Here is a 12,871-nt window from a genome sequence, read left to right on the forward strand (position 1 = left end):
AATCTCATGAGACAAGAATATGTCTAAATACATTGCTGGGCCTGAAATTGAGCATCTCATTCAGCTTTTGGCACGGTTGCCAGGTTTTGGACCACGTTCTGCTCGTCGTGCTGCACTTCACCTTATTAAAAAAAAGGAAACATTGTTGGAACCTTTAGGAGCAGCAATACAAATTGCTGTCGATAAAGTTTGCATTTGTTCTGTTTGTGGAAATGTCGATACTGTTGATCCTTGTTCGATTTGTACTGATCTACGCCGCGATGATACAACAATTATTGTTGTCGAAGATATCGCTGATCTGTGGGCTCTTGAGCGCGCAAAAACTTTAGCCGCACGTTATCATGTATTGGGTGGACGACTCTCCCCCTTAGATGGAATAGGTCCTGACGAACTCAATATTGCCTCCTTGATCCAGCGCGTTTTACAAAACCAAATCACGGAAATTATTCTCGCTGTCAATGCGACTGTTGAGGGACAAACAACAGCACACTACATCACCGACCAGCTTTCTAATTTTTCCGTTAAAATTACTCGACTTGCCCATGGTGTTCCCGTAGGTGGTGAACTTGATTATCTTGATGATGGAACTTTAGCAGCAGCCTTACAAGCAAGAACAAATCTTTAAAACTTTTTTAACTCTTTCTTATGGGGGGAAATTCTAAAATGATCAAAAAAATCTGTCACTTTTAAACGACTTTGGTCCTGGTATTCTAGCATGTTTACTTATATCAGCCTTAGCTTACGGTTTAGAAGTCATAGAGAAACAACTCTTCTCCGAAGCATGGCTTGAAAGGCTTGTTTTAGCAATTCTCTTAGGATCAATCACCCGTAGTTGTTTTCTTTTACCAACATATTTCCAAAAAGGGATAGTTTTTTGTGCAAAAACACTTCTTGAAATTGCTATTGTTCTTTTAGGAGCAAGCATTAGTATTCACGCTGTTCTTTCAACCGGCTGGAGTTTGCTTGCTAGCATCATATTCATTATATTCATAACTATTCTTATCAGTTTTTTCATCGGTAGACTTTTTGGGCTTTCTTCTCATTTAGCAATGTTGGTGGCTTGTGGAAATGCTATTTGCGGCAATTCAGCTATCGTTGCCGTTGCGCCTGTCATTAAAGCAAAACATGATGAAGTCGCCGCATCAATTGCTTTTACTTATCTTTTGGGTATTCTTATTATTTTATTTCTTCCCTTTCTCCATCCACTTCTGGGTTTGTCATTTAGTTAATATGGGATACTTGCTGGTATGGTTGTCTATGCTGTACCACAAGTTTTAGCCGCAACAGCATCTATATCCTTTGTAAGTGTCCAAATTGCAACAGTTGTTAAATTGGTGCGGGTTTTGTTGTTAGGTCCTCTTATTTTTGCTCTTTCAATCATCTACCATCGCTCATCACAAACACGCTTGCGTTGGCACACTCTTGTACCATGGTTTATCATTGGTTTTGTTATGATGATGCTTGTTCGCTCAAGTGAACTTATTTCTGGCGAAGCTATCAACCCCATTAAATTAACTGCTCAAGTATTAACGATCATTTCAATGGCAGCATTAGGATTAGGTGTTGATATCCGTTCATTTAAAAAAGCAGGATGGCGTGTTATTTTGGCTTCAACTTGTTCCATCATTATTCTCGGTATTTGTAGCCTTATTATGATACAATTAATTAATTTAAACCAAATAACATTTTAAAAGAACCCCTAAAGTTATTTTTTCCCTTTTTACTGAAATTTACCGAATAACTTCAAAGGCATTTATGAATACGCAATATTTTTTGCTCAATAATGACAAAATTTCAAGAAACTTTTTAAAATTTTGTCAAAAGATCGTTTTCACTTTCCTCTTTAATATCGTAACAAGATGATAAACTCCTTTAAACAAATTCTTTCTTCATAAACTATTGCTTGTAGCAGAGTGCCATGATACTGGAAACATAATCTCACAAAAACAGGCCTATTTTTTATTTTCTCTCATAAAAATAAAGCTTTTACAAAAAATGCGAAACATGCTTTTATAGGAGAAATAACAAATGTAATATTGTGACTTAGCTACTTGCAAATGTGTGTTGCTTATTCTGTTGGTCAACAAAATATCGTCAAGATTCAATCAAACCTCATAAAACCCAATAAAAAAAGCTATTGCGTTTTGTAAAAAAGCTCACTCTGTCTTATTGATTGATCTTCTATATAGAGATAAAAACATCTTGAAATTTGGCTTCCTATAGTAAAATATTGATATCTTTTAGTTTTGCAAATTTTCTAAGATATTGTAAAAATTACCAAAAAATGGAAAAATTTAAAAATACAGTAGATCTTTTATTTCTCATATCATTCAACTAAAATATTCTTATGCTTATTCTTGCTATCGATACTGCTTCAATTTATTGTGCTGTTGCACTCATTCGCCATAAATCTGTTATTGCGCGTATCAGTGAGCGCATGTACAAAGGGCATGCTGAGAAACTTATTGGATACATTGCACATGTAATGATGCAGTCCAATATAGCGCTTGATCAAATTGATCGTATTGCAGTTAATATTGGACCTGGATCGTTCACTGGTATGCGTGTGGGGGTTTCAACAGCACGCGCTTTGGCATTAGCGCTTGAAATACCTGCTATTGGGGTGAGCGCCCTTGAAGCTTTAGCATCACAGACAATAATTAATAAAAATACTGCATCAGCAATCACTGTTGTCATTGAAGCAGGAAGAGGCATGTTCTACCATCAAAACTTTAACGCAGATCTGACTCCTTTAGGAGCATCAGGATTAAAAACAATTGAAGATATCATCGAAGATTTACCACAACAAACAAAATTGATTGGTCCTGCAACTGATATCGTTATGCAGCATATTGAAAACTATAAAATAAACGAAAAAATTATCCTAGAAAAAATCCCTTACGAAGCAGCGGATATTGTAAACTATGCTTATCTTGCTGCGAACAAACAACCCCAAAATTCTCCTTGCCCCCTCTATCTACGCAGCGCTGATGCAAAACAACAAACCAATTTTGCTTTACCACGAAAAAATAATGTTTAAATTTTCATTGACAAATGAGCATTTTGGAATTGCTCCACTACAAGTTAATGATAGTGCTTCCCTTCAGCAAATCCATCAACATTGTTTTACCCCTGCTTGGGGGAAACAAGCGTTTGATACCTTTTTAACAGATCACTCTATCTTTGGATACAAAGTCTTTCTCTTTGATCAATCTGATCAAATTTTAGGCTTTTGCCTATGCCGTCTCATTCTTGATGAAGCAGAAATCATCACAATTGCTGTCCACCCTCATTATCGTCAACAAGGAATTGGTACCTTACTTGTCGATCATACAATTCATCATCTTCACGATAAGCACGCTATGAAATTATTCTTGGAAGTAGAAGCCACAAATCTTTCTGCTTTAAAGCTTTATCAACGCCTTGAATTTCAAAAAATTTCTGAACGTCTGGCCTATTACCCGTCACAAAATGGTCGCGGAGATGCAATTATCATGCAAAAAACTTTTAAGCAAATAGATTGAGATTTGTGTAAAAAACATTTAGACAAGCACTATGAATAAAGTAAATCCTAAAAATACATCTCCTGTTGCTTCTAAAAAGGTTTTTATCAAAACCTATGGGTGTCAAATGAATGTTTATGATAGCCAACGGATGACTGATAGTCTCAGTGCTCAAGGCTATGTGACAACACAAACGCCCGATGATGCTGATCTTATTCTTGTTAATACCTGTCATATTCGTGAAAAAGCAGCAGAAAAACTTTATTCTGATCTCGGCCGTTTGCGCGTTATGCGTCAAGAGAGAACACCTGATAAACCTCTAATGGTTGGTGTAACGGGTTGTGTTGCACAAGCTGAGGGAAGTGAAATCTTGCGTCGTGCTCCAACAGTGGATCTCGTGATTGGTCCGCAAATGTACCATCGCTTGCCAGACTTATTAGAAAAAGCCAAACAAGGCAAAAAAATTATCGAAACGGATTATGCTGTTGAAGATAAATTTGCCCATTTACCACCTCATAATAAACGTGCAGTAAGAAAACGGGGTGTTAGCGCGTTTTTAACAGTACAGGAAGGATGCGATAAATTTTGCACTTTTTGTGTTGTTCCCTATACGCGGGGTGCTGAAATATCGCGCTCCGTCGAGCAAATTACCGAAGAAGCCCGTCAACTCATTGAAGCGGGAGTTAAAGAAATTACGTTGCTTGGACAAAATGTCAATGGTTGGCATGGGCAAAGTGCTGATGGCAAAACTTGGCGTCTTGGTGATCTTCTTTATCATCTGGCAAAACTCGATGGTTTAAAGCGTTTGCGTTATACAACCAGCCACCCGCGTGATATGGATGATAGTCTTATTGCCGCGCATCGAGATCTTGATATGTTAATGCCTTACCTCCATCTGCCTGTTCAATCAGGATCTGATCGAATCTTAAAAGCGATGAATCGCCAACACAAAAGCTCTTATTATCTTCATCTTATCGAAAAAATTCGGGCTGCACGGCCAGATATTGCCTTTTCAAGTGATTTTATTGTAGGGTTTCCAGGAGAAACAGATGAAGACTTTGAAGAAACTATTAAGCTCATTCAACAAGTACAATACAGTTCAGCTTATTCTTTTAAATATTCCCCCCGTCCTGGAACAGTGGGAGCCACAATGAACAATCATGTTGATGAAGCTGTAAAAGATGCTAGGCTTCAACATTTACAAGTTCTTCTCCTTGAACAGCAAAATACATTTTTATGTTCTAAAATTGGTCAAAAAACAGATGTTCTTATCGAAAAGCCTGGACGACACTCAGGGCAAATGGTGGGCCGTTCCCCTTGGCTTTTACCTGTTGTTGTCGATACAGAATCCTCTACAGGTAGCGTGATAGAAATTCATATTAAAAATGCAAGCTCAAATAGTTTTGTCGGTGAAGTGACAAATAGATAAATATACCTCTATCATATTGTTCACAATAAAGATTTTGGAAAACTCTTTTATTTTCAAAGAAAATGATTACATCTAAAGCATAAATTTTTATGAAAGAAAATTTTTCTTTTATAGAGTTTACTCAAAAAAATGTTTAATATTTATGTAGATATGGAGAATAAGCTGAAAGCTTCAACTAAAAAAATAAATGCTGACATTGAAAAACATGATCCCTTGGAACAAGCAAGCGCTTCAGATACGAGTCAAGTTGTTTTGATTTTCGAAAATAATAAATATGCAAAAGCAGTTTTTGGTAAATTTGACGAAAATCTTGCTTATATCGAAAAAAAACTCAAACTTAGTATTCATCCGCGTGGTAATGAAATCTTAATCCATGGAGATATTTCTGTTATAAAGCGTGCACGATATATATTGCAACAGCTTTATGAACGTGCCAAAACACATCAAGAGCTCACTTTATCAGATATAAAAGGAGCGATTGCTATGGCAAGTATACCACAAAAGCAGAAAGAAGACACAATAACACACAAATCTGCAACGAAACATATACCGGCACGGTTGACCACCCATAAAAAAATAATTCATGCAAGGACTCCAACACAAGATGCTTATATACGCGCTATGGAGCATACTGAACTTGTGTTTGGTGTAGGACCAGCAGGAACAGGAAAAACGTATCTTGCTGTTGCTCATGCTGCAATGCTTCTAGAACGTGGTATCATTGAGCGAATTGTTCTCTCACGTCCTGCTGTTGAAGCTGGAGAACATCTGGGGTTTCTTCCCGGTGATCTCAAAGAAAAAGTCGATCCCTATTTAAGACCACTTTATGATGCTCTTTATGATATGATGCCCGCTGAAAAAATAGAACGTATTTTAGCTTCTGGAGTCATAGAAATTGCTCCTCTTGCCTTTATGCGCGGACGAACGCTTGCTCATGCTGCTGTTATTCTTGATGAGGCACAAAATACTACGCTCATGCAAATGAAAATGTTCCTTACACGTCTTGGAGAAGGAACACGTATGATTGTTACTGGTGATGTAAGCCAAATTGATTTGCCTATAGGGCAAAAATCAGGTCTTATTGAAGCAATCCGTATTCTTTCAAATGTAGAAAATATTGCAATTGTACGCTTTGATGAAAAAGATGTTGTACGCCACCCGCTTGTTGCCGCTATCGTTCATGCCTATGATCGTAATTCTGAAATACAAAATAAAAAAAAATCACTCGCGTGCGATACATTAAAAAATGAATTTGATTCATCATGATTATTATTGATATAATGGTTAAAAGTTCAGGGTGGAATGATGAAAAAATGCTTTATGATATCACCAAAAAAGCATTAACGGCAGTGATGCATCATGTTTCATTGGAAAATGTTATAAGTGAGATCAGCCTGCTTTTTACGGATGATAAACATATGGCACAAATCAATACACAATGGCGTGGTAAAAACAAATCCACCAATGTGTTATCCTTTCCTGCTTTTCCAATTAAAGCTGGAAATCCTCCTGGTCCCATGCTGGGTGATATTATTATTGCGCGAGAAACTGTTGTTCTTGAAGCAAAAAAACAAGGAAAAACATTTCAAGACCATTTAACGCATATGATCATTCATGGTATCTTGCATCTGCTTGGCTATGACCATGAAACTGATGATGAAGCACATCAAATGGAAAAGCTCGAAAGAGAAATTCTTCAAAAGCTCTCTATAAAAGATCCTTACGCTGAGTTATCTATAAATGATAAAATTTAACTTTTAAAATCAATATCACGAGCATACCGTTTAAAGCCTCTCATTCACCTATCATAAAAAGAAAGTTTAGAAGATTTTAAAACCATGGCAAACAAAATAAATGTACAAAATAATAATCAAACATCTTCTAATAATGAAAAAGATCCCTCTCAAAATACGAATCATACAGAAAAATACTCCCTGATAAATCATTTATTTTCATTTTTACGGGGTCGTAATTGTGCACCTACATCACTGCGCGATGATCTTACCGTTGCTCTCACTACTGACAACGAAAAAGATACTGCTCCCTTCTCACCTGAAGAACGTACTATGCTGCATAATATCTTACACTTGCGTGAAGCACGCGTAGATGATGTTATGATACCACGTTCTGAAATTGAAGCATTGGAAATAAACACCTCACTTGGAGAAGCCCTTAAATTTTTTGCAAAAATTGGTCATTCTCGCATACCTGTTTACGCTGAAACTTTAGATGATCCGCGTGGCATGATCCATATCCACGATATTTTTAACTATATGACTCGCTTTATTATCAACCCTCCAAAAAACGAACAGAAATCCGATTTTCTGCAATTAAATCATACAGATTTACATACTCCCATCGGTGAATTGGATTTAATTCGAACAGTTCTCTTTGTTCCAAGTTCTATGCTTGCAAGCAAATTATTAACACGGATGCAAACCACACGAACACAAATGGCTTTAGTTATTGATGAACATGGGGGAACAGATGGACTTGTTTCAATGGAGGATATTGTTGAATTGGTTGTTGGCGATATCGAAGATGAACATGATAATGTCGAAAATGCTATCGTACGCGAACACAACAATAAATGGCTCGTTGATGCAAGAACCGAACTAGAAGATGTGGAGAAAGCTCTTGGACCTAATTTTATCGTAGGAGAATATGGTGATGAAGTTGATACTATTGGTGGTTTAATTGTCTCCATTCTTGATCGTATTCCTGCAAAAGGTGAAGTTGTCGAAGCTGTCCCTGGTTATAAATTCCGTATTTTAGAAGCTGATAAACGTCGAATTAAGCGATTGCGCATTTTTCGCATTCCAGAAAATAAGAATCTTGAAAATAATGCCATCCCTAAAGAATAGTCGAGCGTTTTTAAACAATTTTATCGTTTTTTTGTTCTCTGTTACCGGCTGGAAGCGGCAGGCATGGATATTTCTATGTGGTGCTCTTACTTCCTTTGCTCTTCCACCCTTTTATTTAACACCTCTTTGCTTTTTTACTTTTCCTATTTTTATTGTTTTACTTGACTCAATACGCCCCTCTCCAAACAATAAAAAACATTTTTTTACCTACGCTTTAAGCTGCGGAACCTTTGGTTTTAGTTATTTTATGTGTGGACTTTGGTGGCTCTGCAATGCTTTGTTGACAGATCCAGATTCTTTTGGTTGGGCAGTCCCACTCGCCATTTTATTTCCTCCTCTCTACCTTTCTCTTTATTGGTTTTTTTCCGGTTTTATTGTCGGTTTATTATGGACAAAAGGAAGCGCACGCTTTTTTGTTTTAGCTTTTGCCTTAGGATTAGCCGAGTGGTTTCGTGCGTTCTTATTCACAGGATTTCCATGGAATGCTCTTGGCTATACAGCCATGCCAACCCCAATGTTTATGCAGTCTGATGCAATCGTGGGACTTTACGGAATGAATATTCTTGCTGTCTTAACCTACAGTTTGCCAACAGTTTTACTCACAAATGAAAAAAAGAAAGTAGCACTTTCTCTTTGCTTAGCACTTATATTCATTCACAGTGGTTTTGGATTTTATCGCCTCCATACGATAGAGAATATAGCTGAAGATCAAAAAAGCAATTATTGGGTACGCATTGTTCAACCGTCCATCCAACAAAATATAAAATTGCGCGATAATACACGAGAATCTATGTTGGAAGCGCATATGCATCTGAGTGAAACTCCAATAACTGGTAAAAATCCAGAACCCGATTTTATCGTATGGCCTGAAGCATCCGTACCCTATCTTCTTTATGATAACTCATCTATAACAATGCATATTGCCTCTTTTTTAAAACCTAAACAATGGGCTATTATCGGAGCAATACGCGCTAGTGATGATCTCCCTCATTTCCAAACACAATATTTCAATACAATTGCAGTCATTAACGCTCAAGGGAATATTTTACACACTTCCGATAAACTTCATTTAGTTCCTTTTGGTGAATATCTTCCCTATCAGAATTTATTGGAAAAAATTGGATTGCGTATTCTCGCTGATAATATTGGTGGATATAGTACTGCACATGAGCGAAAAACTGTCGTCATGCCAAACGGATTTTCTTATCTCCCATTGATTTGTTATGAAGCAATATTTCCCCATGAAATGACTTTCAAAGGTCCCCCGCCTCAAGCAATCATTAATATTACAAATGATGCATGGTTTGGTGTAACACCAGGTCCCTATCAACATCTTCAACAAGCACAGCTTCGTGCCATTGAGCTAGGAATACCCCTCATACGAGCAGCTAATAATGGAATATCAGCTGTTATTGATTCTTATGGACGAATCGTTGTAGCTCTTCAACAAAATGCTGTGGGCATTATTGATTCAAAAATTCCATCATCCATTACTCCTATAGGAAGCCATGAATACAGAACTTTCTTTACTTTTATCTTATTCATCCTTATGCTATTGTGTCGTATTGGTTTTGGTTTTACAAAACAGTCTAGATGATTCAAGTGCTCCTTGTACGGTATTATGTTGCGTGTACCAGTAATATTGGGAAAAAATATTACATATTATTTTAATTGTATGATAAACCAACTTCGCATAAATCTGATGTTGGTTTAAAAGAAAAGTGCTGGAAATTAAAGAGTTGCATTATGACCGAAACTAGAAAAAAACCTGACCCTATAGATATCTATGTTGGAACTCGTATCCGTTTACGTCGTAATATTTTAGGACTTACTCAAGAAAAACTAGGTGAAAAATTAGGAATTACTTTTCAGCAAATCCAAAAATATGAAAAAGGAACAAACCGTATTGGTGCCAGTCGTCTCCAAGCGATAGCAGAAATTATGGATGTTCCTGTTTCTTACTTTTTTGATAAAGGGATTACCTCTCAACAAGTAGAAGGTTTTGCTGAAAGTGATCACAATTTTATGGACTTTTGTTCTAGCAGCGAAGGTATTCAGCTCATGCGGGCTTTTACGAATATATCTGATGCTAAAGTGCGTCGAAAAATCATTGACTTAGCAAAAGCACTTTCTGAGGAAGATTTGGCAAATAAGCTATAAAATTAAAATTATATTTTTTCTCTCTTGTTTATATAAATTTGCATTGACGATTTGCTGTGGAATTGGCAAACCGTAGCAATTTTAGTACGCAATTAATTGAATTGTTGGTTTTCTTTTTTGAAGGAGTTCCTATGCCGCATCAAGATTATCTTTTTACGAGCGAATCGGTATCGGAAGGACATCCTGATAAAATTTGTGATCGTATTTCTGATGAAATCGTTGATATGGTCTATAGAGAAGCGCAAAAGACTGGGACTGATCCGTGGTTAGTGCGCGTTGCTTGTGAAACTCTCGTCAGTGTCAACCGTGTTGTTATCGCCGGTGAGGTACGTGTTCCCGATACGCTCTTAAAAAAAGATAAAAATAAAAAATTTATCTATGATAAGGCTGGCTTTCCACTCATTAATCCTAGGCGTTTTCGTACAGCAGCGCGCCATGCTATTCGCGCCATTGGCTATGAACAAGCAGATTTCCATTGGAAAACTGTTAAAATTGATGTTCTTTTGCGCCCTCAATCCGCTGATATTGCAAGAGGCGTTGATAATGCGACGGATCGGCATGGAGAAGAAGGAGCAGGTGATCAAGGTATCATGTTTGGATATGCTTGCCGTGATACACCTGACCTTATGCCTGCACCAATTTATTATGCACATAAGATTCTCAAACTTCTTGCTGCAGCCCGCCATAAAGGAGAAGGGGAAACTGGGAAATTAGGACCAGATGCTAAAAGCCAAATCACCGTACGTTATAAAGATGGAAAACCTATAGAGATAACATCCATCGTTCTTTCAACGCAGCATCTTGACGAAAGTTGGAATTCCAATAAAGTCCGCACAGTCGTTGAACCTTATATTCGTCAAGCTTTACATGGTATTCCCATTGCAGATCAATGCAGTTGGTATATTAACCCAACAGGAAAATTTGTCATTGGTGGCCCTCAAAGCGATGCTGGACTGACGGGACGCAAAATTATCGTAGACACTTATGGAGGTGCAGCCCCCCATGGAGGTGGTGCTTTTTCAGGAAAAGATACAACAAAAGTTGATCGTTCTGCAGCGTATGCGGCACGCTATCTGGCGAAGAATATTGTTGCTGCTCATTTAGCAGAGCGATGCACGATTCAACTCTCCTATGCAATTGGTATTGCGCAACCTTTATCCATTTATCTTAATCTTCATGGAACAGGAAAAGTCAATGAAAAGGTTATTGAAGCAGCCATTCGCAAAATAATGGACCTTTCCCCCACTGGAATTCGCAAACATCTTGACCTTAATAAACCGATCTACACAAAAACAGCTGCTTATGGTCATTTTGGACGAAAACCAAAGAATGATGGTTCGTTTTCATGGGAAAAAACTGATCTCGTGAAAACACTTCAAACAATGATCAAAATCCCATGATTAAACAGAACACACGCAAGAGTGAAGCCTTTTTTGGACGCCGACAAGGAAAGCAGCTACGAAACAATCAGCTTGCGCGTATAAAAATGCTTCTCCCTAATTTTAATATTGACTTAAATGCCCCTCCTCCCTCAAACCTTACATCCTTATTTTCTCGTAAAGTAAGAGAAGTTCGACTTGAAATTGGTTTTGGTGGTGGTGAACATTTACTCCATGAAATGGAACATTTTCCACAAACCGGTTTTATCGGCATTGAGCCCTTTATCAATGGCATGGCAAAAATATTATTTTCCCTTGAACAGTATACACACTATCAAAATCATCTTCGCCTCTATAATGATGATGCTACGCGCTTGCTTGATTGGCTCCCTGATCACTCACTTGATGGAATAGATCTTTTCTATCCTGATCCTTGGCCGAAAAAGAAACACTGGAAACGACGTTTCATCAACATAAAAAATCTTAATCGTTTTGCTCGCGTTCTTAAAACGGGGAAAATTTTTCGCTTTGCTAGTGATATAGACAGTTATGTAAACTGGACCCTCTATCATTGTACACACCATGATCACTTTGAGTGGCAAGCAGAAAGCCCCCAAGATTGGAAAATACCTTATCCGCTATGGAGAGGAACCCGCTATGAAGCAAAAGCTTTACGCGAAGGGAGAACACCTACCTATCTTACCTTTATCAAGAAATAAATGATTAAATGCTTTTCTCATAAATATCTTGAAAAATTTTGAATTTAAGAGTATCAATAGCTAAATTCTTGGTCTTATGATGAAGAGTGGGTCGTAGGGCCTGCTCTTTTTTAATATCATAAAACTGACGAAAATAACTTGGATAAAATGTATGAATGAAGCTGAAAAAATAAGCAATCTTGACGAAAGGCGCCTGTTTGAAGAAGATGGTATCGAGGCACGGGTTGCTGCTCTTGTCATACCACTGCTTAAGCCTTTAGGTTTTCGTTTGGTTCGTGTGAAGCTTCTTGGACAAAATGGTTTAACACTTCAAATTATGGTTGAACGTGCTGATGGTTCTCTAACCGTAGAAGATTGTGAAACTGTTAGTCGAACTGTTTCCCCCCTCCTTGATGTGGAAAATGTTATTGAACGCAAATATCATTTAGAAATCTCATCTCCTGGAATTGATCGTCCTTTGGTAAGAAAATCTGATTTTTTTCATTGGCAAGGACATCTTGCAAAAATTGAAACTAAAATAACGATTGATGGGCGCCGAAAATTTCGTGGAACATTGACCAATATCACGCAAGATGGATTTATTTTAAACACTGATAAAGCTGCTTACGGAGAAGCCATGTATACCTCGATTTCCTTTTGTGATATCATAAGCGCGCATTTAGTGCTTACCGATGAGCTTATTCGCGATGCATTGAAAAAAAAATAAAGGTTTAAGTCAACGATTCATTCCCGAAGATAATCCTACAGACTCAATAGAGACGCTCAATTTTAAAAATAATATCACTGGGAAATACCCATCGTGAGGCACCAAGAAGGA

Annotated in this window: 11 protein-coding genes and 2 pseudogenes; all 13 read left to right on the forward strand. The window is 37.5% G+C overall.

Translation table 11 applies throughout. From position 1 onward, the window contains the following. The first annotated feature begins 19 nt into the window (after positions 1–19). The 13 genes and pseudogenes from recR (at position 20) to rimP (ending at position 12,857) form a co-directional block, all read left to right on the forward strand. A complete protein-coding gene (gene recR / locus HWX04_RS01380) occupies positions 20–625 on the forward strand; it encodes a recombination mediator RecR (protein WP_175868460.1) in 606 nt (201 codons plus the stop codon). Positions 626–677: 52 nt separating this feature from the next. Next, a pseudogene (locus HWX04_RS01385) lies at positions 678–1,691 on the forward strand (YeiH family protein). Positions 1,692–2,347: 656 nt separating this feature from the next. Further along, complete coding sequence (gene tsaB, locus HWX04_RS01390) at positions 2,348–3,040, forward strand: tRNA (adenosine(37)-N6)-threonylcarbamoyltransferase complex dimerization subunit type 1 TsaB (RefSeq protein ID WP_175868461.1); 693 nt, start codon at positions 2,348–2,350, stop codon at positions 3,038–3,040. Continuing rightward, entirely contained in the window at positions 3,033–3,524 is a 492-nt protein-coding gene (rimI, locus tag HWX04_RS01395) for a ribosomal protein S18-alanine N-acetyltransferase (RefSeq protein ID WP_175868462.1), read from the forward strand. The genes tsaB and rimI overlap by 8 nt, the downstream gene beginning before the upstream one ends. Before the next feature lie 31 nt (positions 3,525–3,555). Continuing rightward, the gene (miaB, locus tag HWX04_RS01400) at positions 3,556–4,932 is read left to right on the forward strand and encodes a tRNA (N6-isopentenyl adenosine(37)-C2)-methylthiotransferase MiaB (RefSeq protein ID WP_175868463.1); all 1,377 of its coding nucleotides are present in this window, start codon (positions 3,556–3,558) and stop codon (positions 4,930–4,932) included. A 129-nt stretch (positions 4,933–5,061) separates the two neighbouring features. Further along, positions 5,062–6,198 carry a PhoH family protein gene (locus HWX04_RS01405; RefSeq protein WP_175868464.1) on the forward strand — a complete coding sequence of 379 codons (1,137 nt, stop codon included), beginning with the start codon at positions 5,062–5,064 and terminating at the stop codon, positions 6,196–6,198. Further along, complete coding sequence (gene ybeY, locus HWX04_RS01410) at positions 6,195–6,686, forward strand: rRNA maturation RNase YbeY (protein ID WP_175868465.1); 492 nt, start codon at positions 6,195–6,197, stop codon at positions 6,684–6,686. The genes HWX04_RS01405 and ybeY overlap by 4 nt, the downstream gene beginning before the upstream one ends. A gap of 84 nt (positions 6,687–6,770) precedes the next feature. Next, the gene (locus HWX04_RS01415) at positions 6,771–7,796 is read left to right on the forward strand and encodes a hemolysin family protein (protein WP_175868466.1); all 1,026 of its coding nucleotides are present in this window, start codon (positions 6,771–6,773) and stop codon (positions 7,794–7,796) included. Next, positions 7,777–9,393: an apolipoprotein N-acyltransferase gene (gene lnt, locus HWX04_RS01420; RefSeq protein WP_175868467.1), complete on the forward strand. Its 1,617-nt coding sequence runs from the start codon at positions 7,777–7,779 to the stop codon at positions 9,391–9,393. Before HWX04_RS01415 ends, lnt begins: the two co-directional genes overlap by 20 nt. 149 nt (positions 9,394–9,542) lie before the next feature. Beyond that, positions 9,543–9,956: a helix-turn-helix domain-containing protein gene (locus HWX04_RS01425; protein ID WP_175868468.1), complete on the forward strand. Its 414-nt coding sequence runs from the start codon at positions 9,543–9,545 to the stop codon at positions 9,954–9,956. Between the two features lie 131 nt (positions 9,957–10,087). Further along, complete coding sequence (gene metK, locus HWX04_RS01430) at positions 10,088–11,356, forward strand: methionine adenosyltransferase (RefSeq protein WP_175868469.1); 1,269 nt, start codon at positions 10,088–10,090, stop codon at positions 11,354–11,356. Further along, positions 11,353–12,054 carry a tRNA (guanine(46)-N(7))-methyltransferase TrmB gene (locus HWX04_RS01435; RefSeq protein WP_175868470.1) on the forward strand — a complete coding sequence of 234 codons (702 nt, stop codon included), beginning with the start codon at positions 11,353–11,355 and terminating at the stop codon, positions 12,052–12,054. The genes metK and HWX04_RS01435 overlap by 4 nt, the downstream gene beginning before the upstream one ends. Positions 12,055–12,205: 151 nt before the next feature. Continuing rightward, positions 12,206–12,857 (forward strand): annotated as a pseudogene (gene rimP / locus HWX04_RS01440) (ribosome maturation factor RimP). The last annotated feature ends 14 nt before the right edge of the window (positions 12,858–12,871 follow it).

The organism is Bartonella gabonensis, from assembly GCF_903679515.1.
GTDB lineage: Bacteria > Pseudomonadota > Alphaproteobacteria > Rhizobiales > Rhizobiaceae > Bartonella > Bartonella gabonensis.